The sequence below is a fragment of the Cohnella hongkongensis genome, assembly GCF_042654645.1.
GTDB lineage: Bacteria > Bacillota > Bacilli > Paenibacillales > Paenibacillaceae > Cohnella > Cohnella hongkongensis.
This window is the reverse complement of sequence record NZ_JBHSEP010000003.1, coordinates 191,551-215,939: the sequence shown is the minus strand read 5'-3', so window position 1 is coordinate 215,939 and position 24,389 is coordinate 191,551. Positions and strand designations below refer to the sequence as shown.

Genomic DNA, 24,389 nt, shown 5'->3' with positions numbered 1-24,389 from the left:
GGGTGCACATGCTGGTTGCGGAGCGCTATGAGAAAATCGTAAGCTTGGTTAACGAAAGAGGAAGCATCCGGGTAACCGAGCTGAGCGAGCTTTGCCAGGTGACGGAGGAGACGATCCGCCGCGATCTGGACCGGCTCGAGCGCGCGGGCCGGCTGCGCCGCTCCCACGGCGGCGCGATCAGCGTCAAGGAGACGGCGCTGCACCCGGAAATTCCGTACGCCGAGCGCGAAATTACGAATGCGGAGGAGAAGAAGCGGATCGCTCTGGAGGCGATCAAGCGAATCTCGCCGAAGGACCGCATTTTGCTGGACGCCAGCTCGACCGCCTGGTATATGGCGGCCGACGTGCCCGACATCGACTTAACCGTGCTTACCAATTCGATCAAGGTTGCGACGGAGCTCAGCAGCAAGGAGAAGATCCAGGTTATCTCGACGGGCGGCATCCTCGCCCAGCGATCGCTGTCATTCGTCGGCCCGCTGGCGGAACGGTCGCTCGACGCCTATCACGTCGATAAAGTGTTTCTGTCCTGCAAGGGCGTGCATCTGGAGCGCGGCATCAGCGAGTCCAACGAGCTGCAGGCCCGGATCAAGGAACGGATGATCGGCATAGCGGACGAGGTCGTTCTGCTTGCCGATTCGAGCAAGTTCGGCGTGCAGGCGTTCACGCATGTAGCCGACTTGTCGGAGGTCGACACGATCATTACCGACCGTCGCATGCCGAGAGAAACGATCGAGCAGTTGGAAGGCCGGGGCATCTTTGTGATTACGGTATAGCGGCGAAGAACGCGGTTCCCGGGAGGAACCGCGCTGCGGAATGCCGCTGACAGCAGCGGGAAGAGGCGGCGCGGGGCCCCCGGGCCCTTATTTTTTAGTGATTCCTTATCTGAATCACCTCCGACAAAAACGCGCTTCAGCGTCTAGAGGACGCCGAAGGCGATTTTGCATGGGCAGGAAGCATTAATCGGTTGTCAACATGTCTGATAACCTGATAATATGAAAAGAGCAAAGTCACGATAAAGGGGTGCGGCAGCATGAAGGTTTCCTTATTTATCACTTGTCTAAGCGATACGATGTTTCCCCGGGTAGGGGAGGCGATGGCTCGATTGCTGGCCAGGTACGGCGTCACGCTCGAGTTTCCCCCGATCCAGACCTGCTGCGGGCAACCGGCTTTTAACAGCGGGTACTGGAAGGAAGCGAGGGCGACCGCCGCAACGATCATCGAAGCGTTCGAGGACAGCGACTTCGTCATCGCGCCGTCGGGCTCCTGCACGGGCATGATTCACCATTATCCGAAGCTGTTCGAGAACGAGCCAGCGATGCTGGACAAAGCGAAGGCGCTGCAAAGCAAAACGTACGAATTCACCCAGTTTCTCGTCAACGTGCTCGGCGTGACGGACGTCGGCGCGACGTTCCGGCATAAAGTGACGTACCATCCTTCCTGCCACGGCAGCCGTTTGATGGGAATCAAGGACGAGCCGATGGCGCTCATGAACAAGGTGAAGGGGCTGGAGTTCGTTCCGCTTCCTTATGCCGAGGATTGCTGCGGCTTCGGCGGCACGTTCGCGGTCAAAATGTCGGACATTTCCGGCGCGATGGTGAACGAGAAGAGCGATCACGTCAAAGAAACGGAAGCGGAAGTGCTGGTCGGCCTGGATATGGCCTGTCTGCTGAATATCGCCGGCAATCTGCGTTACCGCAACGAGCCGGTCAAAGTGATGCACCTGGCCGAGCTGCTGTATGAAGGGGTGAAGTAAGATGAGCCACGGACATGCGCCCAAGGGCGGAGCAACGGTGAAGGAGCGCGCCGGTCTTGCGCTGAATAACGACTTTCTGCGCAAGGCGGTCAAGTTCACGACGGAGCGGCTGAAGAACGGCAAGCTGAAAGCGATGGAGGAGCACGGCAACTGGGAGGAATGGCGCGAGAGAGGCCGCCAGATCCGGCTTCATACGATCGCGCATCTGGACTATTACTTGAACCTGTTCGTCGAGAACGCCCGGGCGAACGGCGTTCACGTGCATTTTGCGGAAACCGCCCAGGAAGCGGTCGACATCTCCATGGCGATCGCCGAAAGGAAAAGCGCCAAAACCGTCGTCAAATCGAAGTCGATGGTGTCCGAGGAGCTTCATCTCAACGCCGCCCTCGAGAAGATCGGCGTGGAAGCGATCGAGACGGACCTTGGCGAGTACATTATTCAGCTGGCCGACGAAGCGCCATCGCATATTATTATTCCGGCCATTCACAAGAACCGGTTTCAGATTGCCGATCTGCTGTCGGAAGATGCGGGCGAGAAGCTGGAGGCGGACACGAAAATATTGGCCGGTTACGTGCGCAGAAGGCTGCGGTCGAAGTTTCTTGAAGCCGACATCGGCATGACGGGCTGCAATTTCGCGATTGCCGAGACCGGTTCGATGGTGCTGTTCGAGAACGAGGGCAACGCCCGGATGGTGACAACGCTGCCGAAAACGCAAATTACGCTGATGGGCATGGAGCGCATCATCCCTTCGTGGGCCGACCTGGAGGTGATGGCGACGCTCCTGCCCCGTTCGGCGACCGGCCAGAAGCTGACGATGTACATGTCGGGCATAACGGGGCCGCGCCGCGCCGAGGACGCCGACGGACCGGACGAGATGCACATCATTATCGTCGACAACGGCCGTTCCCTGCAGCTGGGCGATCCCGAGTTCCAGGAGCTGCTGAACTGCATTCGCTGCGGCGCCTGCCTTAACGCCTGCCCGGTCTACCGTCATATCGGCGGACACGCGTACGGCGGAACGTACAGCGGCCCGATCGGCGCGGTGCTGACCCCGTCCCTGAACAAAAATATTGCCGAATGGGACGACATCGCCAACGCCTCCAGCTTGTGCGGGGCGTGCTACGAGGCTTGTCCGGTCAAAATTCCGCTCCACGACATGCTCGTGTACTTGCGCAGGCGCAAGGTGGAGGCGGGACACGGGAACAAGCTGGAGGACGCCGGAATGAAGGGCTTCGCCGCGCTGTTCTCCAAGCCCGGACGGGTAAGCACAATGCTTAAGCTCGGCAAGATCGGCCAGAAGTTCGTGGCCAGAGACGGCGGAATCCGGCTGAAGGTCGGACCGCTGAAGGGCTGGAATTCGTACCGCGTGCTGCCGACGCTGCCGAAGAAGAGCTTCCGCCAGCAATGGCCGACGCTCGACGCGGAAATCCGCGAGGGGCTGAAGGAAATGTCGCCGGACATTAAGCAGCGGATGGAGCAGGCGCTCCGCAATCGCAAGAACGGAGGGACTCACGGGCATGGACACGGCTAAATCTCACGAGCAGTGGCTGCAAGAGATGGAAGAGAAGTCTCGCGCCAAGCAGCTCAAATTCATCGGCGGCATTTCTTCCAAGCTGAGAAGGCCTATGGTCGCGGAAGCGCCGAAGCATCCGTACCGCGGAGCGCCGGATTTCTGGAACGCCTATGAATGGAGCGAGCAGGAGCGCGTCGACAGGTTCACGGAAAATTTTAAGAGCGTGGGCGGGCATGTCGAGCGGCTTGCGACGATGGAGGAGGTTCAGCGCTTCATCGCCGGCAAGGCTGACGAGCTCGGCGCAAAATATATCGTTCGCCAGAACGAGCCGGAGCTTGCCGACCTGGGGCTGGAAGAGCGTCTGCCGGAGGCGAAAATCTCGGTCTGGAACACCGACGCCGAAGAAAACTGGAAGGCGCGTTCGGCGGAAGCCGACATCGGCGTCGTGCTCGTCGACCACGCGGCGGCGTACACGAGCTCGATGGTCGTGCTGTCCTCGAAGGACAAGGGGCGCTCGGTGAGCTTGCTGCCGACCGTGCTGATCGCGATTATTCCGATCGATCGCCTGAAGACGAGGCTGGGCGAAGTGATGGCGATTTTCGACGGGAGCGGACGAGAGAGCTTGCCCGCGGGCATCCATTTTATTTCGGGTCCGAGCCGGTCCTCGGATATCGAGAACGACTTGACGATCGGCGTGCACGGTCCGGGCATCGTATACGCTTTGCTCGTCGGATAGGCTGGAGGTAAGCGAGCGAATGGAAATGACCCGGTTAACGAAAAGGAATCATTACGAGGAGATCAAGGACCAGCTCATGCGGATGATCCTCGACGGCAAGTTCAAGGTCGGCGACAAGCTGCCTTCGACGAAGGAGATGTCGGAGAGCTTCGGCGTAGGCCGCTCGACGACCCGCGAAGCGCTAAGCGCGCTGAAGGCGATGGGTCTGATCGAGATTCGCCAGGGCGGCGGCTGCCGGGTCATCCATAACGTTCCTGCGGAGGTGGCCGTGCCGGAGCTGGATTCGCTCAGGCTGAACCGCAGCGTGCTGCTTGAGCTGCTCGAGGCAAGACAGTCGCTGGAGGTGTCCAACGCGGCAATTGCCGCCGAGAAGCGCACCGAGGCCGATCTGGTCGAATTCGAAGCGCTCATGCACGCGATGAAGCAATCGGTCGGTCAGGAGCTGGAAGGTGAGCGGACGGACGTGCTGTTCCATCTCACGCTGGCCAAGGCGACGCATAATTCGATCATGGTTCGGCTGTTCGAATCGATCGTCGGACAGCTGGAGACGGCGATTCGCGATATCCGCAGAGTGGAGATCTACTCCAACCAGCGGGTCGCCGAGCAGCTCTACCGGGAGCATTCCGCGATCTTCGAGGCGGTTCGCCTTCGCGACCCCGAGCTGGCCGCGCAGACGATGAAGAGCCACTTGGAGCATGTGGAGAACATTTTGACGAAGTATATTTAGCGTTAGGGGGGGCGGGTCCTTCCTCGTCGGAAGACGAGAGGATCGGCCCCGTTATGTATTCAGATGGTTCAACATCGGGTTTCACTCCTTGCTCTCTGTCTTGGCTTCATTGCTCGTCGATTGTCGCAAAATTACAAGCGGTATGTCGCGAACCTTTATTCGAATGACCCCGAAAAACAAGTACAATTAAACTCGATAATGAGAATCATTATCATAATTGAAATGAAGGGGTTCTGAGAGTGAAAATGGCTAAATCGATTCAACACGCAACGTGGTTCATCTGTTTCGCGCTTCTGCTGGCGGCATGCGGCTCCGGAAACAGCGGCGGCCAAAGCGAAAGCCCGCCAAGCGGCACGCCCGAGCCGTCTCCGTCGGTGACCGAGAGCGCTTCTCCGACGTCCGAAGATAAAGCTCCTTTTCCGGTGACCATTACGCATATGAAGGGCGAGTATACGCTGGAGAAAAAGCCCGAGGTGATCGCGGTTCTGGATACGAAGTTCGTCGATCAGCTGATCGCGCTTGACGAGCAGCCTGCGGGAAGCGTGACGGCAGCCGGCTCCGACACCGATTTTCCGGAGTATTTGAGCGACCGGTTAGGGAATGTCCAGGTATTGGGCACGCGCGACGAGCCCAATATAGAAGCGGTTCTGGCGTTGAACCCGGATTTGATTCTGATGACGGACTTCCAGGAGAAGGCTTACGACAGCATCAGCAAAATCGCGCCGACCGTTGTGCTTGACTTCTACGAGGACTGGCGCGCAACATTGGAGACGATGGGTCAAATGACCGGCAAGCAGGCGGAAGCGCAGGCCGTGCGGCAAGCGTATGAAGACAAAACCGCCGCACTGAGGCAGCAGATTGCCGAAAAGCTGAAAGAGGAAACGGTCGCGCTGATTCGTCCAAGAACGGAAGGCATTCGCATCCATACGCCTGATCATCGTACAGGGTCGATCCTCTATACGGACTTGGGCTTGAACGTTCCTGAATCGGTAGCCGCGGTAGACGACAGCGCCTACGAGATTTCCCTGGAAGCCGTCCCCGACATTGGCGCCGATCATTACTTCTTGCTGTCGGATGCGATGTTTGCGGAATCGGTCAAAGAGCTCGAGAGCACGACAATATGGAGCTCCCTGGAGCCGGTGAAGAACAATCGCGTCTACCCCGTCGACACGACCTTGTGGATTGCCTATTACGGGCCGATCGCGAACGGCCTAATCGTCGATCAGGCCGCGGCGGCATTGCTGGGTCAGCCCTGACGAATGGATCCCTTCTTGACGTCCGACGCCTGGAAGGAGCTTTCCGGCGATTACGGCTTGTCTGCCGGAGAGGCTTCCTCGCACAGCATCAAGTCGCTGGCTTTGAGCGAGCTCCTGAAGGAAGAGGCCTGCAAAACGTACATCGAGTGGCTTAGGGGACATATCGGCTCTCCGAACCTCAGCGTGGCGTCGTCCATGCTGGTAAAAAGAGTGGCCCACCTGCTCGTCGCTCCGGTTCTCTCGGCCATGACCTACTATGACCGGGGGATCGGGGCGGAGTTGGAGCGTTGCCGGCTTTTTCATCCGGAAGCTTCGGCTGCCGGCACCGCTTTTCCGTTTTTGGCTTTGTCCGGCGCAAGGGTAACGGCGCCGGAAGCCGGAAATCGGGAAGCGTGGCGGGCGGAGGTGGTCGGGCAATTGTTCGCCGAACGTCTGACTCCGCTCATGAAAACGATAGCCGCGGCGGGCTCGGTGCCGATGGCGACGTTGTGGGAGAACGTCATGGCGCGCATCGCTCCCGTGTACGCCTGCCGCGAGGGAGAAGACGGGGAGCGGAGCCGGAGAGCTCGGGACGACTTCTTCTTTATGGCGAAAGGCTCTTCCGGGGAGCTGTTCGGCATGAGGAAAAATCCGCTCAGCTCCTTCACGGAGCTGGACGAAAGCCGCAGACTTACGGGGCGGAGCAGACGGCTGACTTGCTGTCTTTACTATCAGATGGCGCCCGAATATTGCTTGAAGTGTCCCAAGCTCTAGACTGTTCGAAGCCGTCCGGCCGCTGCGGAACGCAGCGGCCGGACTTCTTTCTGTGCGGATTGGCGGCAGATGCGGCGCCTGAAATTGACTGTGAGAATCGTTATCAATTAAAATGGCAGAAGGGAAAAGAAGCGGAGCAATAGGCTTCCTAATGAAATCAGGTTTGGAGATGTGGGTGATGCCGCTGCAAACACAGTTGTCGCAATGGAACGATACGGTGGTCAGGCTGCTGGACGTTCGGCGCCTCAGACTGCTTCCCGGCCACGACCTGCGCCATTTCGACATGCCGGCAAATCTGCTGTTATTGGCGAGAAGCGGGCACGGAAGGCTGCTTGTGGACGGGGTGACTTATCCGATCTGCCCCTTCTTCGTATGCCATGCGGGCGAAGACGCCGCTGTCGATCTGGCGGCCGTTACGGAGCCGATCGAATGTATCGCCGTATATTACAAAACCGGAGTGCTGCGCATTGCGGAAAGTGAACTCGCTTCTTCGCCTGAGGGGCGCGAGCTTTTGCAGCTTTCGTTCGGGTTCGTTCCGGCCAAGCGGTTGGCGCTCCATCAGCTTGTGGAGCAAATCGAGCAGAAGTGGAACGCACGGCAGGGACTTGAAAGCTTTCATGCCAGCGCGCTTCTGCAGAGCTTGCTCTACGAGCTGCTGAAGCAGCTGGAGGCGGAAGGGTATCAAACGCCTTCGGAAGCGGTTAACCTCGTGAAGAAGCATATTGACGCCCACTATAACAAGCCTTTGCAGCTGAAATCGATGGCGGAGCTTGTCCACTGCAGCTCGAGGCAGCTGCAGAGATGGTTTAAGCAGCAGATGGAGCTGGGCCCGATGGAGTACGCGATCAAGGTGAGAATGAGCCATGCGGCCCGCCTGCTGCAGCATACCTCGGCCACCGTTCAGGAAATCGCCCAAAGCATCGGATATCGCGATATCTATTATTTCAGCAGCGCCTTCAAGAAATATTACGGGACGGCTCCATTGGACTTCCGCCGCTCCGCCTCAGCCGAAGATAACCTCGCGTCGGCTGCGGTCCCGCCCGGCACAGCCGTATTCAGCTATAGGGCGAATGACGGTATCGTCGTCAAGCACGCCAGGGGAGAGCTTCGCTTGCAGCATTCGCCCAAGCGTATTGCCGTGCTGGACGTTCAGTATGCGGACCAGCTGATTACGCTTAATGAGCTGCCGGCCGGCAGCGTCGGCATCGGAACTTCGGCGATCTGCTGTTTTCCCGACTATTTGCAGGATAAGCTGGGGCAGTTCACCGCGATTGGAACGTGCGAGCAGCCGGATCTCGAGGCCATCGCCTCGCTGCGTCCCGATCTCATCGTATGCACCCAACTGCACGAGGGAATCTACGAGAGCTTAAGCCGGATGGCTCCGACCGTTATGTTTCATCGAAACGAGGACTGGCGCACGGTGCTGGGCATTTTCGGGGAAATGACGGGCAAGCGCCGAGAGGCGGATCGGGTGCTGTCGGAATATCGCGACAAGACGGCCCAATTGTCGAACAGGCTTGCGGATAAGCTGCAAGGCCAGCGCGTGGCTTTGATTCGCCCCCGGGATACGTTTATTCGCGTTCATACGTCGAACCATCGCACAGGGGCCATTCTATACGAGGATTTGGGGTTGCCGGCGCCGTTTTTTATTTCAGGGAATTTCGTCTCGGACAGCGCGTACCATATTTCCCTTGACGAGCTGCCCGAGGTCAACGCCAACCATTATTTTCTGCTTTCCAACGAGCTGTTCAAGCAACGGGTGACCGACATGCAGAGGAGCGCGGTATGGCAATCGCTGGGCGCGGTGAAGAAACGGCATGTGTACACGGTGGACGCTTCGACTTGGATCGGGTCCTACGGTCCTCTGGGAATTAGCCGCATTGTCGAGGACGTAGCCCAATCTTTGCTTGCGTGACGGCGATGGATATGGATCGAAAGGCGAGCTTATTCGGACTAGCGTTTTCGTTTCTTACAGACGGCTGTTCAGCACCTGCGTCAGATGGCTCATGGCCTGGCGCGAATGGCGATAGAACGTCGTCCGGCTCATATGGAACGTCTCGGCGAGCTGATTTTTGTTCAGATCGCCGCGAAGGAAGCTTTCCTGCAGAATGCGCTGCTCAAGCCGAGTCAGGGGAAAGGGAGGCGTCTCCGCGCTCAGAATGGACCGGATTCGGGCTTGAAGGTCCGTCCCCGACAGTCCCAGCCGCTGCAGTTCGTCGGGATCGAGCCGACTGCGCAGCGCAGCTCGAATGTCGTCTTCGCTGAGCGGATCGCCGCCGATCGTATGCCGCCCGTGATCGGCCAGCTCCGGATGCATCTGACGAATGACGAGCCGTACCCATTGTTCGAACGTCGTATGGCGGAAATCGAGCTCCCATCGAGTCAATTCGGTTTCGTCCGCGGAGTCCCGGCGAAAGCGGCCCTGATCCTGAAAGCCCATCAGCGCAAGCAGACTGTTCAACTGCGGATCGGCCGACACCATCATTCCCCGCCAGCCGGCGGTCATGTGGATCAGCCACTGCTGCATGAGCAGCGCGCCAAGCTCCTCCGGGCGATAGAGGGACTGCCCGGTATCGACGGCAGCAAGCAGCACGCACAGGGTGTCCGACGCCTCGGAAGAGGCGTCGGGCACCCTGTTCCGTTCTTCTCCCAGCATCGGCAGAAAGGATGGAGCGTACCGTTCCAGCAGAGGCGCGGCCGACGCATCCAGGCGAAAGCCCGCGCAGAATGCGATAGGCTTCCCGTCGTCGAGGCGCAAGACGCAGATCCCTTCCGGACTGTGGCGCGCGATTTCGTCCAGCACGGCGTGGCAGTCCTCTGCCCGAACCAGCTCGGAATGCCAATTGGACTGCGCCAGCGAGTCCGCCAGAAACCGGTGCAGGCTGGGCAAATCCTCCGGCCGGTACAACGGGAGCTCGCCCGGCCGGAGAGAGGCCGTGAAGTCGGCATAAGCATGGGAGGAAGGCAAATATTCGCGGTAAAGCTCCAGCACGTGCGCGGCGACGTGCATTTGCGTCCGCCGGTCGGCATCATGAAATCCGTCGGCCATCCGCTTGAAGGCCGTATGGCGCAGCGTCTGGAATTGGGCCGGATGGCGGTGCGCATAATCCAGCCGAAGCAGACGGGACACGACCGGATGCAAGGCGAGGCCCTGCGGCGTGCTGCGGATGAAAGACAGCCTGCCCAGCTCGTAATAGGCCGCTGCGTCGAGCGGTTCGTCCAGCAAATCGTTTAACGTCGACTGATCGGCTGCCGGGAGCAGCGACAGCGCGGTCAGCGCCCGATGCAGCGCCGGAGAAGCGGCCTCCCGCAGCCAATCGCCGCTAAGCATCGCCGGGATATCGCTCAACCGGCTCCAGGCGTCCCTTCCCCCGGAGAGCAGCAAATCGACGGTCAGGGCGAGGAGAAGAGGATGCCCTTCCGTTCGCTGGGCGACTTCCAACTGCACGCCGTTCTCCAGGCCGCTGCCGCGCAAGTAGTCTAGCGACTGCTCTCGGGTGAACAGCTGCAGCGGGAAGGATTCGATCCGGCTGCCCCAATACGGATTCACGTGCCACTTGGGAGGCAGTCCGTTGCGCGACGCGACGACAACAAGCACGCCCGCAGATTGAAGCCTCGGCAGGAAGCTGGACAGCAGCCAGCTTTCCAGCCGTTCAATCGTCTCGCCGTTGTCCAGCAGCAGCACGGTCCGCTGCTTCGCCAGCTCGGCAACGATATAGGGAAGAAGAGCGGCGTCCGGCGCTCTTCGTCTTCCATATTCGCTCTCCAGGCTCGACTCGAGGCTGGAGAGGAAGGAGCCGGACGAAGCCAGCTCGCCCCGTCCGTCCACCCACAGCGTAAGCGCGGAGGAGGTTCTGCACAGGCGGGCCATCTCCACAAGCAGCGTCGTTTTGCCGATTCCCCCGATGCCCGTTATCGAAAAGAGCCGCGTTTCGGCGAGCGGGTCCGTCAGCCAGCGCTCCAACCGGCGCAGCTCCCGATCCATGCCGACGATGCGCCGGCGGGGCTCCAAGGTGTCTGCTCTCCTTTGATCGTCCATTCGGCACCCGCTCTCCCCAGGATGAAAACATTAAAAATGAAACAAAAGTGAAACACGGCTTGTCCGCTCTTTATTTTACACTATGGAATACGCACGAATAAACTCATTTCCGATTGAACGACGCAAAGGAGCAATCCCGACATGAAACGTCTTCCTCTTCCCTTTCACGCGCTGCTAGCCGTTTCGATTCTGATCGGCCTGCTGGCGCCCGCGGCGCCTGCCGCGCAAGGCTCCGCCGATTCTGCGCCCTCCGAGGAATCCGGATGGGTGCTCGTCTCGACGGCCGGCGAACTGGCTTATATTAACCGGAACCAGGCGCTGTATATGGATCGACAGATCCGTTTGACGAACGATATCGATATGTCCGGCTACGAATGGATCCCGCTCGGCGGGAATGACTACGAGGCGTTCAGCGGCGTCTTCGACGGCAGGGGACACCGGATTGAAGGCGTGTCGATCGAAGGCGGCGCGCTGCAGGAAGTCGGCTTCTTCGGCCGGGTAACGGGGACCGTGCGGGACGTTGGCGTCGCGGTGCAGGCGACGGGCGGAAGCTATGCGGGAGGCTTGGCCGGTTACCTGGAAGGGGGCACGATCGAACGCGTCCATACGCGAGGCGCCGTGACGGGAGGCGCCAGCGGTCCGGCAGAAGTCAGCGTCGTTGGCGGAATCGCGGGTGCCGCGGCCGGCCACTCGACGATCAGCCGCGCGTACTCGTCCGTTGCCGTCCGGAGCGGAGCAAGCGGCAACCAATTTGCCGGCGGGCTGGTCGGCTCGCAGGGAGCCGGAGAGATCCGCGACGCTTATGCGATCGGCCCGGTGACTAATTCGGACGGTCTCTATTATACGGCCGGCGGGCTGACGGGCCATCTGATCTACGCATCGGTGAAAAACAGCTATTCGGCAGGGCCGATCACCGCAGCCGGCGACTCTCCCCATCTGTCGATCGGCGCATTCTCCGGCCATATCGCAGACGGCGTCTCGATTGCCGCTTCCTATTTCGACTACGCTGCGGCGGGGGTCTCGAACGGCACGGGAAATTCGCCGAACGACCCGATTCAGCTCACGGGCCGATCGACGGCCGATATGAAGGTCGAAGCCCACTTCGGCGAGCCGGGCAGCGAATGGGATTTCTCAACGATATGGGCCGTTCATCCCGACGTGAACGGCGGCTATCCTTACTTGCGTCCTTACGTGCTGACGTCCGAGCTGCCGCAAGCGGTGAGGGACGCACCGTATTCGTTGACGCTCGAGGCGTTCGACGGCGCGGGAGGGGGACTGAGCTGGAGCGCCTCCGGTCTTCCGGCAGGCATGCAGTTGACCGCGGACGGCGTGCTGCAGGGCGCTCCTTCGGTTGCCGGAGCGTTCACGGTGACGGTCATGGCGACCGACGCCGGGCAGAGAACGGCGAGCGCCGATCTCCAGCTGCGCGTCGAGGCCGCGGCGCCGGACATCGCCGGCTTCCGAATCGGTCCGGGACAGGCGTACGGCACGGCGGCGGTGACGGCGAGCCCAAGCGCGCCGGAACACCGGTTCGCTTATCTTCTTGACGGCTCGGCGGGCGCAAGACCGCTGCGGGGCGCTCCGCTGCCCGACGAGGCGATCCTGTACCCGCTCGGCTCCGACATTCCCGTAAGCGAAGATCAGATTCTCCGCATCTACGAGACGGATGAGCATCTGCGCATAGCCGCATGGACCAGCGTGCGGATCGAAGCGTCTCACCGCCAGGATCAGATTCGCGTTACCGGCGTAAGTCTGGATGCAGCGGAGCTGACGATGACGGCAGACCAGCCTCCGCAGAGGCTGACGGCCGTCGTCGAACCGGGGAATGCGACGAACCGGAAGACATCCTGGAGCTCCGGCAACCCGGCTGTGGCCGAAGTGGACGAGAACGGCAACGTGACCCCGGTCGCCGAAGGAACGGCGGTCATTACCGTGACGACGGAAGACGGGTTCTATACGGCCAGCGCGACGGTGACGGTGCGGCCGATCGAGCCGACCGCAGCCAGCGTGACCGGCTCGGTATACGGCACAGGGGGCGTCCCTCTTGCCGGTGCGGCTGTATCGGCGGACGGGAAGATCGGAAGGACGAATGAAGAAGGCCGGTTTACGCTGACGAACGTTACCGCAGGTGTCCATACGCTCTCCGTCACGGCGCCCGGCTATGTCGCCTACTCTGCGGCGGTGACGGCTGTCGCGGGGGAAACGGCCGATGTAGGACGAATCGATCTGGTCGCAGCCTCCGCCTCCGGCCCGTCGGGCGGGTCGGGGGGAGGGGCAAGCGCTCATCCGGCCCCAACGGCCCCCGAGCCGGATGAAATGACTCTGACCGTTAACGGTCGGGAGGTGCGGTTAACCGTCATAAGAGAGCGCGAGAACGACGGCCGGACGGTCATACGCTTCGCACTCGATGCCGAGCTGCTAAGATCGCTGTACGCCTCCGGCGGGGAAGCCGTCGTTGACATCGACAACGGGGACCCGGTCGTGAAGGTGGATCTTCCGGCGGGGGCGCTGCAAGACATTTCCGCGCTCCGGTCGGAAGCCTTCCTTCGGATCGGGGTGAACGGCGCCAGCTACCGTCTGCCGCTCCGCCTGGCGAACGGCGTCCCGCACGATAGCGTCGTCACGGTAGCGATCTCAAGATTGACGGAAGACGCGAGGCGCGCGTTGAATCGCACGCTGACCGGGCAAGGCTACGGCATGCTGGCGGAGCCGGCGGACTTCACTCTCTATCGAGACGGGGAAGAGTGGGACGGGAACGAAGGGGTGTACACCCGGCGGACGCTTGCGCTTCATACCGAGGCCGAATCCGATCGCTCGACCGTCGTATGGGTGGATTCGGCGGGGCGGCTGCATTTCGTCCCGGCGGTGTTCCGGCGGAAGGAGGCGATTTTCTATGCGCCCCACAACAGCCTGTTCGCCGCGATTCGGTCCGAGCGGGCGTTCGCCGACGCGTCGGGTCATTGGGGGCAAGCGGACATAGAGCTTCTGGCGAGCAAGCTCATCGTCGACGGCACGTCGAAGCGGACGTTCGATCCCGACCGCACCGTGACCCGCGCCGAATTCGCCGCGATGCTCGTGCGCGCGCTGGGACTCGTCGAGATGACCGGACGCGCCGCCTATTCGGACGTAAGGCCGGGAATCGACTGGTACGCGGGAGCGGTGGAAGCCGCAACCAAACGGGGGCTGATCGAGGGCTATGAAGACGGCACGTTCCGTCCGAACGCCTTCGTCACGCGCGAGCAGATGGCCGTCATGCTGGCCCGCGCCATTCGCTTCGCCGGAGAGCTGCCGCAGGCGGACTCTGGCGCGCTGGAACGCTTCGCCGATCATACCGCCGTCGCCGGCTGGGCCAAGGAGGCTGCGGCTCAGCTGCTGGCGGCGGGCGTCGTCGAAGGCGTCGGTAGAACGGCGTTCGCGCCGAAGCAGCCGGCTACCCGAGCCCAGAGCGCGGTCATGCTGACGAGAACGCTGCGCTACTTGACATTTATCGATTAGCGGAGCTCAGAAGCCAGCCTTCCGCTTCTTCCTGATCTTCGTACATTCTAAAGTGGCGGCCCTTGTTCGTCTCCAGAGCCATCTCCCGGAAGCGGCCCTTTTCCATGATCGCTTGCGGGACGAGCACAACCGTCTTGATTCCGTAGTTGACCAGCTTTTGGACGATATCGCCCGCGATACGGGTTTTCAGATTGAAGAAATCCGGCGACAAAGCGGCATAGCGGATCATCAGCAGGCTCGTCTCCTGCTCGCCGCACAGCGCGATCAGGTCAAGCGCCTCGCTCTCGGTGCTCAAGGGGGGAGAGGCCGAGAGGAGTTCGACATATTTTGCCTTGGGCAGTTCCTTGACTTGATAATTCATGGCAAGTTCTCCTCTACAGGTTCGGTTTCGGTCAGCTTGCGGCGGGTTTCTCGAATCCAGTTCAGCTCGTTCCGACAGGTCGATAGAACGTTCTCCGAAATCATCTCCCAAATCCAGCTTTCGCGGGCGCTTCGATTCGGCGAATGCAGCGCCCGCTTCCTTTTCTCCCGATGCATCGCCAGCTGAGCCTCGACCTCGCTCTCGTACTTCGCAAGCAGCTCCTGCAATTCCTGACCGCTTAGCAGATCCGACCAGGCGAGCTGCACGAGAAACGGCTTTTTGAGCTCGGGTGCCTCAGGCTGAGACATCACCCACTCCTTCAGAGCGGTCACGCCATGCCCGGTCGCGGTATAGACCTTCTTGGAGGGCGAACTCGTCTGATGAATCACTTCGCTGACGACGAGCCCTTCCTGTTGCAGTTCAATCAGCGCCTTGTAAATTTGATTGTTGTTGCCGGACCAGTAAAGGAACGACGAATCCTCGAACATCTTCTTCAGCTCGTATCCTGTGGCCGATTTCCAGCTCAGAATGCCCAGAATGGCATATTTGATCGACATCTTCTCACCTCATTCCGCTACGAACATAGGTTAACTGTAACATATGTTATCGTTGGAAGTCAAAACGAAGGTTCAGCTCGATAGCGGCATAAAGGGCTCCGGCGTTCATGGAGCTTTCTTGCGCGAACTCCGAAAATCGCTTTACAGGATGCCGATTTATGAATATCATGTGATATATAACATATGATCTATTAAGAAGGAGAGCAGGAATTCGTATGCCGCCTAAGAAGAAGTTTTCGGCCGAACAAATCGTGGAGGCTGCCTTTCACATTGCGAAATCGAAAGGACTCGACAGCGTTACGATTCGAAATGTGGCGGATCAGCTGGGAAGCTCGATTGCGCCGATTTATGTGAATTTCACCGACGTGGAGGAGCTGAAGCGCGCCGTGATGAAGAAGATCAACCAATTGGGCTTGGACATCCTGAAGGAGCAGAATACGGGGAGTCCCTTCGGCGATATCGGCGCCGCGAGCCTTCAGTTCGCCTTCGAGCATCCGGTACTGATCCGCGATCTGGTCATGAAACCGAACGATTATTTACAGGATTTTGATCGGGAGATGGGCGCAGAGCTCGTCCAACAGATGAAAACCGATCCGGAGCTGGCCGGGTTCGGAGAAGAGGAGCTGACGGCGATTCTCTTCAAGATGCGAGCGTTCCAGACGGGCTTGACCGTCTTGGCTGTCAACGGGCAGCTTCCGTCAGCTTGCGACTTGAAGGGGATGAAGGACATTCTGAACAGCGCCGCCGAAGACGTCGTGCTGGCCGCCCGATGGCGCAGGCAGCGGGACTCGGAAGGGAGCGGACATACGCAAAATGAAAAAAGCGGAGGGAAGCGCCATGAGAGCTGAAGCGACGGGGAAGGAAATCGAGCGGCGGCTGGCAAGTCAGGTAAACTCGGATCCGAAGCTGCATAACGTCTATCTGCTGGCGCATTCGGATCGGCTGAACATCCATTGGCCGATGGCGGCAGGAAGCACGAACGGGGTGCCGGCGCATCCGAACCAGCCCTTCCATACGGCGAGCGTCGGCAAAACGTTTACCTCCGTCATCATGGCGGCTCTGGTCGAAAGAGGTCTCGCCAAGTACGAGGATCGCATCGCCGAATATTTGCCGTCGTCGCTGGTCGAAGGTCTGCATATCTACAAAGGCAGAGACTATTCCTTCGATATTCGAATCAAGCACCTGGTCAGCCAGACATCGGGTTTGCCCGATTTTTTTGAAGAGAAGCCGAAGCGGAACAAGCCTCTGCTGCAAGAGCTGCTGGATCAGCCGTCCCGCTTCTGGACGGCCGAGGAAACGGTTCGATGGTCCAAGGAGAATCTGAAGCCGCGCTTTCCTCCGGGAGAAGGAGTTTATTATACGGACACGGGCTACAATGTGCTCGGATTGGTCATTGAGTCGATCGCTTCCAAGCCTTACGAACGGGTACTGCACGAGATGATCTTCGAGCCGCTGCGAATGGAAAATTCCTATTTGTCGCAATATTCCGAGCCTGCCGTACGGAGCGAGCATCCGGTGGCGAATCTATATTTGGACCGAATCCGAATCGACGTCGAGGAATACCGCAGCTTCAGCAGCTTCTACTCCGGCGGACAGACGGTGAGCACCCTGGAGGATTTGCTGCTGTTCATGAAAGCGTTGACCCGCGGCCGGCTGCTGCAAGAGGACAGCTTGCGCGCGCTGCAATCATGGAGAAAAATGGCGATGGGCATGGAATACGGATACGGCCTCATGAAGCTGCAGTTTCTTCCGTTCACGCAGAAATATACCGTATGGGGGCATCTGGGGGCCAGCGGCTCCTTCATGCTGTACGCTCCGGAGATGGATCTCTATCTCACCGGGACCTTTAACCAAACGGCCTACCGGAGGAAAAGCATGAACTATATCTTCTTTCATGTGCTTCGTCGACTCGCGAAGATCGCCCCATAGCTTCGGGGATTGGAAGGAGTTCCTCGCGATCCCGAGCGGAGAGAAGAAAAATGAAACCAATCCGCCGCCCGTTCCGTCATATGGTATAGTAAGAAGATCGTTGAAATACGTCGAAATTATGCATCGAGACGCGTCTGCAGAGGAGGAGGAGAGATGAGAGAACGCGGAATGCCCATACTATGGCTTGTTCTGGCGCTGCTGCTGTTCGTCGCGCTGCCGCCGCTTCCGGCGGAGGCGAACATGCTGAATCGGATCAGGGATATCTATAAAGCTCCGGACCAAGTGGACGAGCTTCGCGAGCAGTACGAGGAGACGGCCCGAACGCTGGAGGAGCAGCGCCGAAAGCTGATGGAGGCCGAAACCTCTCTGGATTCCTACGCCTCCGAGCAGCGCAAAATACGGGAGGAGAACGAGCTGTACCGGCAGCAGAACGAAGAGCTGATGGCGCAGAACCGCCTGTTAACGGAGAGGCTCGAGCAGCTGGAGAAAGACAAATCGGACAAGCAGGCTCTGTACCGCAAGTGGATGACGGCGGTCGGGGCCGCGGTCGCGCTGATCGCCGGTTACGTGCTGTCGATCCGGTTATGGCGGTATTCGGTATGGCGCAGCAGAAAACAACCGGACGGAGGAATATGAGATGCGGGTGGAGGCGCCGCCGAATACCGGGCACGTGAGGATCGAGCTGGAAGGGGAGGACGCGCTGCATCTGCTGCATCCGAAACGCTGCTGGCTTTTCAAGGGAACCCGGGACTGCGCGACGACAGATGGATGGATCTGTCGGGGATGTACCGGAAGAGGAAGCTGATCCGTTCCTGTCTTCGCGGGCCGTCCCGGCTCATCCTCGGCATGCCTCCCAACTGCATGCTGGAGATCGTCGACGTGCCGGAGAACAACCATTTGCTGTTCGATTTTCGCCACGTGCTTTTTTACACGGACGGGATGACGATGAAGAGCAAGCTGCAGACGTTCAAGAACGCTTGGATTACGCGCGAATGGGTGCGAATGAGATTCTCGGGACCGGGGCGGATCGGTCTGCTGTCTTCCGGCTCGATTGCGACGCTGCAGCTCGACCCGGAAGTTCCGCTGTTCGTGGAAGCCGGCGCTCTCGTCGCTTATCCGGAGAATGCGAGCATTAAGCTGTCCGTCTACGGCAACCCGCTTGCCACCCAGCATATGAACGTGCAGTGGGAAATGAAAGGAGCCGGTCCGATCCTGATGCAGACGGGCTTCCGGGACGGCCACCTCGAGGACCAACTGCACAAGGACAGCCTCGTCAGGCGCACGCTCAGGGAGCTGCTCCCGTTCGGGGGCGTCTACATCCGGTAAGGGGGCGCTGCGCGGCACAGCGGGGAACGAGCGGAGCCGCGCCTTATCGGGCGCGGTTTGTTCGTGATCCAGAAAGGATCAAATTCGCTATCCTGATCTGAATCACCTCCGACATAAACGTTATCCCGCCGATCCTAAGGACGGCGTAAGCCGTTTATGCTTGGCATGCGGCGAGGCGGCCGCTGTTATCCTTGCTATTCCCCCTCGTTTTCTTTATGCTGAAGTGAAAAAAGAACCGATTTCGAACGGAGAGCGTTAGCGGAACCGATTCGCGGAGGGGGCTTATTCGATGAATTTTGCCAGCAGGCTGGTGCAGAAAGTGAAGGATCGATTCGTTCAACATAAATTGAAGGCTTACGCGGACAAGCTGAAGGCGATCGCCGCGCTGGACATGACGGGATGGGACGACGGACGGTTAAAGGCCGAGGCCGCCGCCCTGCAGGAGAGAGTGAGGGCCGGAACGCCGTTAAACGACGTCATGGCGGAGGCGTTCGCCATTGCCGGGGAAGCTGCAAGCCGCGTGCTCGGCATGCGTCCGTACGATGTGCAGCAGATGGCCGGAGCGGCCCTGCACGACGGCTGCATGGTCGAGATGCAGACCGGGGAAGGGAAGACGCTGGCCGCGGTCATGCCCGCTTATTTGAATGCGCTGCAAGGCAAAGGCGTGCACGTGCTGACCTTCAACGACTATTTGGCTGGCCGGGACGCGCAGTGGATGGGGCCCGTCTACCGCTTCCTGGGTCTTACGGTAGCGGCGGTGAAGGAGGAGATGACGACGGAGGAGCGTCAGAGAGCCTATGCCGCGGACATTACGTACGTGACGGCGAAGCAGGCCGGATTCGACTATTTGCGGGACACGATCGCGATGACGGAGGGCGATATCGTGCATCGGCCCTTTCACTATGCGATTGTGGACGAGGCCGATTCGCTGCTTATTGACGAAGCTCGCGTTCCGCTCGTCATCGCGGGAGAAGTCGCCTCCGGCGGCAACGACGGCGGTCGAATGGCGAAGCTGGCGAAGGAGCTTACGCTCGGCGAGGATTACGACTTCGACGAGAACAAGCGCAACGTTTTCCTGACCGAGTCGGGCTCGGAGAAAGCGGAGAAGCGGTTGGGCTCGGGCAACTTGTACGAAGCTCGCAACAGCCATTTGTTAACGGCGTTAAATTGTGCCTTGCACGCCGAATCCCTGCTCAAGGTAGACGTCGATTACGTCATTCGGGACGGCAAGCTGGAGATTATCGACCCCTACACTGGACGAGTGGCCCAGAACCGGCACTGGCCGGACGGTCTCCAGGCGGCGGTCGAGGCGAAGGAAGGCATCGAGACGCAATCATCCGGCAAAATTCTCGGTACGATTACGCTCCAGCATCTGCTCAGCCTCTACCCGAAGATCAGCGGCATGACGGCCACGGCGCAGGATTCCGCGGACGAATTCGAGGAGACGTACGGCTTAAGCGTCGTACAGATTCCGCCCAATCGGCCGCGCATCCGCATCGATCATGAGAGCCGGATCTATACCCATAAGGAAGCGAAGCTTAAGGCGCTTGTAAAGGAAATCGCGGAGGTGCACGGGACGGGTCGCCCGATTCTGATCGGAACGAGCAGCGTCGAGGAGTCCGACATGCTGGCCGAAGAGCTGCGTAAGGCCGGCGTGGCCTGCCACGTGCTGAACGCGAGGAACGACGAGAAGGAAGCCGAGATCATCGCCCGGGCAGGGGAGCTCGGCGCGGTGACCGTGTCCACGAACATGGCCGGCCGCGGCGTCGATATCCGGCTCGGAGCGGGCGACGCCGCGCAAGCGGAGAAGGTGGCCGGGCTTGGAGGCTTGTACGTCATCGGCACGCATATGAACGAGAGCTCGCGCATCGACAATCAGCTCAGAGGCCGCGCAGGCAGACAAGGCGATCCCGGCTCTTCCCGGTTCTACGTCTGTCTGGAGGACGAGCTGATCCACCGCTTCGGCATCGAGAAGGCGATTCCCGCCGCCTATCGAACGGGACGGCAGGAGGACGAGCTGTCGGCATCCGTCTTCAGCAAGAAGATCGAGCACATTCAGCGCGTCGTCATGGGCCAAAATTTCGAGCTGCGCAAGACGCTCAACAAATATTCGGACATGGTGGAGGAGCAGCGGCGCATTCACCACGAGCAGCGAGAGGCGGTACTGCGCGACCGCAGCGGAATGAGCGAGCGAGAGAAGCATATCCGGCTCTACTTGATGGATAAGGCATGGGCGGACCATCTGGCCTACGTGTCCTATATTCGCGAAGGCATTCACCTGGAAAGCCTCGCGAACCGCAACCCGGTCGACGAATTTCATCATCGGATCATTCACGCCTTCGAGCAGCTGCCGGATAAACTGGAGAAGGAGACGGCCAAGGCGCTCGGAAGGCTGGAGGCGGCCGGCTCCTCGGACCGGGAGGAATGGGAGCGGCTGGGCTTCAAGCCCCCTTCGAGAACTTGGACTTATCTGATTCAGGATCAATTTATGGAGAAAAAGACGAGCATCTTCAACTTCTGAACGAATTTGTCGCGACGGAGGCTTGCGCATGAATGTGCGAAAGATGAGATTGTACGATACGGAGAACGTCCATTCCGGGGACGACCGAGACGAGTTCGAGAAGGATTACGCGAGGCTGATCCAGTCTCCGGCCTTTCGCAGATTGCAGGGGAAGTCGCAAGTATTCGGGGCCGGCTCGGGAGACTATTACCGGACGCGGTTGACCCATTCCCTGGAAGTGTCCCAGATCGCCAGGGAGGTCGCCAGAAGGCTGGGCAAGCTGTACCCGTTCCTCGTGTTGAAGGAGCACCCGGGCCTCACGATCGACCCCGAAGTGGTGGAATGCGCCTCGCTCGCCCACGATCTCGGACATCCGCCGTTCGGTCACAAGGGCGAAGAGGTGCTGGACCGACTGCTTCGGGAGGCCCACGGTCTGAAGTACGAGGGCAATGCCCAGAACTTCCGGATTCTGATGTTCCTCGAGAAGCGCGCGGGCAGCGACAGCGGCCTGGATCTGACGGCCTCGGTGCTGCTGGCGATCAACAAGTACCCGTTCTGCATCGACGATCCCGGAAGGCATAAAGGCGTATACCGCAAGGAGTGGGAGGGCATCGAGTTTCTCCGCCAGACTTGGGAGATGCCCGATGGCTGCGCCACGCTGGAAGCCCAACTGATGGATCTGTGCGACGATATCGCGTATTCGACGCACGATCTCGAGGACGGCATTCGCGCCGGGAAGATTCAGATGGATCGCGCCTTCTTCGAGGACGACCGGGTCGTCGCCCACGTGCTGCAGGAGATTACGGAGGATCCGAGCTATTCCGCGGCCAACTGGGAGGGCGTCGATCAGGCGGCGATGGTCAAGCGCGTGCTGCTCGAATTTTTCGAGCAGTGGGCCGAGATCTACGTGGAGTGCGACCGCGAGCCTTCGCGGACCCGCCGGGAGATGAAAGCCCGCTGGGTCCGGAAGTTCGCCAGCGAGGTCGGCATCATCGACGATCCGGCGACGGGCTGGAAGAAGGTGACGCTCGTGCAGGACAACTGTCAAAACTCGGACCTGCTGCGAACGATGGAAATTTTGAAGAAGCTCGCCTGGGTAACGCTGATTAAAGACTTCCGCGTACAGCGGCTCCACAAGCGGAGCGAGGTGATGATCGAACGGCTGTGGGGCAGCTTCAAGACGTACGAGACCGGACGCCTCATCATTCCGCCGGACTGGCTGGAGAGCTACGAGTCGCAGAAGGCCCACTGGCCGTGGGAGCGGCTGGCGGCCGACTATATCTCGGGGATGACCGATGCGTACGCGGAGAAGGTGTACGCCGAATTTTTCGCCAGCCGTTCCGGATCGATCTACGAGCGGGACTAGACGGTGAAGAGAGAGGGCTGAGATCTGGCTATCGGCCGTTATCCCTTAGCGTCGTCTTTCTTCTCCGGGCGGATGGCGAACAGGTTCAGCAGCGAAGCGACCAGTCCCGCCGCCGCTGCGGTCAGGAACAAGGCGCTCGACGAGACGCCCATCAGCAGGGCGCTGACGGGAGGTCCGGCGGCAACGCCGATAAACCGCATGCTGCTGTACAGCGAAGTGACGGTGCCTCGCTGGCTTTTGTCGATGCCCTCGGTAATGAGCGCATCCAGACTGGGCAGCGCCGCCCCGATGCCCGAGGAAGACAGCGTCAGCATCGACACGGTCCACCAGATGCCGTCCCGGTTCGTCAGTCCGAGCGCGAGCAGGGCGGCGGTCGAGATCGTCAATCCGGCCAGGCTCGTCCATTTCATCTTCGCTTTGTTTTTCCCGATCCATTTGCCGCTCAGGAAGGCGACGAGACAGAGCCCTCCGAGGGGGATGGCAAGCACCAGCCCTTTATTGACGGACTTCAGCCCGTGCTGCTCCAATGTCTCGGACAAGTAGAAGAGGCTTCCGAATATGGCGAACATGCTGATGCCGCCGATGGCGAAGATGCCGTACAGCCACTTGCCCTCGGTCCGAATCAGCTTCGCCACCGATCGCAGGAACTCGCCCAGTCCGGTACGTTCGGGCTTTTCGCTGCCGGAGCCTTTCGGCGGCTTAACGAACAGAAGCACGAGCAGGAAGGAAATGACGCCGAAAGCCGGGATCGCGAAAAACGGTGCGTACCATGTCCACATCGCAAGCGCGGAGCCGAGGATCGGGCTGACCACTTTGCCGAACGTGTTGGACGTCTCGATCAGGCCCAGACCCTGACTGACGTCGTCGTCTTTCTTGAACAGGTCCCCGACTAGAGGAAGGACGACCGGGAAGCATCCGGCGGAGCCGAGCCCCTGCAGAAGCCTCGCCCCCAGAATGAAGCCGTAGGCGTTGGGCGAGCCGCTAATCGCGGCGAAACCGGCCGCGGCTCCGGCTGCGCATACGAGCAGCAGCGAAGGAAGAATTACCGCTTTCCGGCCGTATCGGTCGGACAAGTAGCCGGCTAGCGGAATGAACAATATGGCCACGGCCGCATATGCCGTTATGATCCAGCTGGCCTGCAGGGAGCTGATGCGAAGCGCTCTCTGCATGGCGGGTAGAACGGGAATCAGCATTGAGTTGGCCAAAGTCATCGTCAGCGGGACCGTGGCGATGGAGAGGATGTCCCTTTTTTTACGGGTTTCCATGCAGTCCTCCTGATCAAGATCAGTTCTAATCGGTCGAGCAGCTGTATTCCGTCAATTCCGCCCAACAAAGTGGGTTCCGTTCTAGTATAGGCTACCGAAAGGACCGCTAATCGTCGGTTACGGCGTAATGACGGGAAAGAGCTGGCCGCCGCTGGCGAACGAGGCTTTCCCGGTTTCTTCGGACACGACTAGAACGATCGCGTCGCATCTTTCCGACAGGCCGACCGCAGCGCGATGGCGAGTGCCGGTTATTCGCTCGTTCTCTTGCGCCGAGGCGAGCGGAAGAACATGCTTGGCCGATACGATCTGATCCGCCCGGATAAGCACCGCGCCGTCGTGCAGCGGGCTTCCGGGATAGAAAATCGCTTCCAGCAGCGCATGGCTGACCGGAGCGCCGACCGGAATGCCCGGCTGGAGAAGAGAATCGAGCGGATCGCCGCGTTCGACGGCGATCAGGGCGCCGTGGCGTCTGTCGGACAAGCTGCGGATCGTCAGCGACAAATCCATATATCGATCCATGAACGGAGAGAGATAGCAGTTCAAATAAAAGGTCGCCGCATTGGACTCGATCTGGAAAAATCGTTGTTTGATCTGCTCCAGCTCGCCAAGCAAGCAATTCCCTTCATGATCCAACGACTGCGCCAGCTCGCCGAGCTTGGCGATCACATGCCGGATGTCGGCAGCGATTCTCCTCTTTATGGGGGAGAAATCGCAATTCGGAGAAGCGTTCGTCATTTGGGCTCACGGCTCCTTGAACGTACTCCTGTTAGCATGCAGATTCACGCGCTTATGTATGCAGCGACGACCAAAGAT

The 24,389-nt window shown here is 59.9% G+C and carries 20 protein-coding genes; 15 read left to right on the top strand and 5 right to left on the bottom strand.

What is annotated here, in order from left to right; all coding sequences use genetic code 11:
• Positions 1-8 precede the first annotated feature (8 nt).
• The 8 genes from ACFO3S_RS06485 to ACFO3S_RS06450 all read left to right on the top strand — a co-directional run bounded on the left by ACFO3S_RS06485 (position 9) and on the right by ACFO3S_RS06450 (position 8,653).
• The gene (locus tag ACFO3S_RS06485; RefSeq protein WP_378093541.1) at positions 9-773 is read left to right on the top strand and encodes a DeoR/GlpR family DNA-binding transcription regulator; all 765 of its coding nucleotides are present in this window, start codon (positions 9-11) and stop codon (positions 771-773) included.
• Positions 774-1,030: 257 nt separating this feature from the next.
• Positions 1,031-1,753: a (Fe-S)-binding protein gene (locus tag ACFO3S_RS06480; RefSeq protein ID WP_378093539.1), complete on the top strand. Its 723-nt coding sequence runs from the start codon at positions 1,031-1,033 to the stop codon at positions 1,751-1,753.
• A 1-nt stretch (position 1,754) separates the two neighbouring features.
• A complete protein-coding gene (locus ACFO3S_RS06475; protein WP_378093537.1) occupies positions 1,755-3,284 on the top strand; it encodes a LutB/LldF family L-lactate oxidation iron-sulfur protein in 1,530 nt (509 codons plus the stop codon).
• The gene (locus ACFO3S_RS06470; protein WP_378093535.1) at positions 3,271-4,002 is read left to right on the top strand and encodes a LutC/YkgG family protein; all 732 of its coding nucleotides are present in this window, start codon (positions 3,271-3,273) and stop codon (positions 4,000-4,002) included. The genes ACFO3S_RS06475 and ACFO3S_RS06470 overlap by 14 nt, the downstream gene beginning before the upstream one ends.
• 19 nt (positions 4,003-4,021) lie before the next feature.
• The gene (locus ACFO3S_RS06465) at positions 4,022-4,729 is read left to right on the top strand and encodes a FadR/GntR family transcriptional regulator (protein ID WP_378093533.1); all 708 of its coding nucleotides are present in this window, start codon (positions 4,022-4,024) and stop codon (positions 4,727-4,729) included.
• A 245-nt stretch (positions 4,730-4,974) separates the two neighbouring features.
• On the top strand, positions 4,975-5,985 hold the full coding sequence (locus ACFO3S_RS06460; RefSeq protein ID WP_378093914.1) for an ABC transporter substrate-binding protein: 1,011 nt from the start codon (positions 4,975-4,977) through the stop codon (positions 5,983-5,985).
• Between the two features lie 3 nt (positions 5,986-5,988).
• Complete coding sequence (locus ACFO3S_RS06455) at positions 5,989-6,738, top strand: IucA/IucC family C-terminal-domain containing protein (protein ID WP_378093531.1); 750 nt, start codon at positions 5,989-5,991, stop codon at positions 6,736-6,738.
• Between the two features lie 178 nt (positions 6,739-6,916).
• On the top strand, positions 6,917-8,653 hold the full coding sequence (locus ACFO3S_RS06450; protein ID WP_378093529.1) for a helix-turn-helix domain-containing protein: 1,737 nt from the start codon (positions 6,917-6,919) through the stop codon (positions 8,651-8,653).
• Positions 8,654-8,707: 54 nt separating this feature from the next.
• Here the strand turns inward: ACFO3S_RS06450 and ACFO3S_RS06445 are convergent, their stop codons facing one another.
• Complete coding sequence (locus ACFO3S_RS06445) at positions 8,708-10,777, bottom strand: bacterio-opsin activator (RefSeq protein ID WP_378093527.1); 2,070 nt, start codon at positions 10,775-10,777, stop codon at positions 8,708-8,710.
• Between the two features lie 141 nt (positions 10,778-10,918).
• Here ACFO3S_RS06445 and ACFO3S_RS06440 point away from each other — a divergent pair, with 141 nt between their 5' ends.
• Positions 10,919-14,272: an S-layer homology domain-containing protein gene (locus ACFO3S_RS06440; protein ID WP_378093525.1), complete on the top strand. Its 3,354-nt coding sequence runs from the start codon at positions 10,919-10,921 to the stop codon at positions 14,270-14,272.
• On the opposite strand, the gene ACFO3S_RS06435 is transcribed toward ACFO3S_RS06440, so the two are convergent.
• Together ACFO3S_RS06435 and ACFO3S_RS06430 are read right to left on the bottom strand one after the other, a co-directional pair.
• The gene (locus ACFO3S_RS06435) at positions 14,262-14,633 is read right to left on the bottom strand and encodes a DUF4180 domain-containing protein (RefSeq protein WP_378093522.1); all 372 of its coding nucleotides are present in this window, start codon (positions 14,631-14,633) and stop codon (positions 14,262-14,264) included. The two genes, ACFO3S_RS06440 and ACFO3S_RS06435, sit on opposite strands and share 11 nt — an antisense overlap.
• Positions 14,630-15,190, bottom strand: a complete 561-nt coding sequence (locus ACFO3S_RS06430) for a PadR family transcriptional regulator (RefSeq protein ID WP_378093520.1) — start codon at positions 15,188-15,190, stop codon at positions 14,630-14,632. The genes ACFO3S_RS06435 and ACFO3S_RS06430 overlap by 4 nt, the downstream gene beginning before the upstream one ends.
• A gap of 215 nt (positions 15,191-15,405) precedes the next feature.
• Here ACFO3S_RS06430 and ACFO3S_RS06425 point away from each other — a divergent pair, with 215 nt between their 5' ends.
• The 6 genes from ACFO3S_RS06425 to ACFO3S_RS06400 all read left to right on the top strand — a co-directional run bounded on the left by ACFO3S_RS06425 (position 15,406) and on the right by ACFO3S_RS06400 (position 22,311).
• Complete coding sequence (locus tag ACFO3S_RS06425; protein ID WP_378093518.1) at positions 15,406-16,038, top strand: TetR/AcrR family transcriptional regulator; 633 nt, start codon at positions 15,406-15,408, stop codon at positions 16,036-16,038.
• The gene (locus ACFO3S_RS06420; protein WP_378093516.1) at positions 16,028-17,119 is read left to right on the top strand and encodes a serine hydrolase domain-containing protein; all 1,092 of its coding nucleotides are present in this window, start codon (positions 16,028-16,030) and stop codon (positions 17,117-17,119) included. Before ACFO3S_RS06425 ends, ACFO3S_RS06420 begins: the two co-directional genes overlap by 11 nt.
• Before the next feature lie 153 nt (positions 17,120-17,272).
• On the top strand, positions 17,273-17,755 hold the full coding sequence (locus tag ACFO3S_RS06415) for a hypothetical protein (protein WP_378093514.1): 483 nt from the start codon (positions 17,273-17,275) through the stop codon (positions 17,753-17,755).
• A gap of 147 nt (positions 17,756-17,902) precedes the next feature.
• Positions 17,903-18,445 carry an AIM24 family protein gene (locus ACFO3S_RS06410; protein WP_378093512.1) on the top strand — a complete coding sequence of 181 codons (543 nt, stop codon included), beginning with the start codon at positions 17,903-17,905 and terminating at the stop codon, positions 18,443-18,445.
• Positions 18,446-18,734: 289 nt separating this feature from the next.
• Entirely contained in the window at positions 18,735-20,966 is a 2,232-nt protein-coding gene (gene secA2, locus ACFO3S_RS06405; RefSeq protein WP_378093510.1) for an accessory Sec system translocase SecA2, read from the top strand.
• Between the two features lie 28 nt (positions 20,967-20,994).
• Complete coding sequence (locus ACFO3S_RS06400) at positions 20,995-22,311, top strand: deoxyguanosinetriphosphate triphosphohydrolase family protein (protein WP_378093508.1); 1,317 nt, start codon at positions 20,995-20,997, stop codon at positions 22,309-22,311.
• A gap of 38 nt (positions 22,312-22,349) precedes the next feature.
• On the opposite strand, the gene ACFO3S_RS06395 is transcribed toward ACFO3S_RS06400, so the two are convergent.
• Together ACFO3S_RS06395 and cdaS are read right to left on the bottom strand one after the other, a co-directional pair.
• Positions 22,350-23,576, bottom strand: coding sequence for an MFS transporter (locus ACFO3S_RS06395; RefSeq protein WP_378093506.1), 1,227 nt, complete (start codon positions 23,574-23,576; stop codon positions 22,350-22,352).
• Between the two features lie 117 nt (positions 23,577-23,693).
• Positions 23,694-24,311 (bottom strand): sporulation-specific diadenylate cyclase CdaS, encoded by a 618-nt coding sequence (gene cdaS / locus ACFO3S_RS06390; RefSeq protein ID WP_378093504.1) that lies wholly within the window; start codon positions 24,309-24,311, stop codon positions 23,694-23,696.
• Positions 24,312-24,389: the final 78 nt, after the last annotated feature.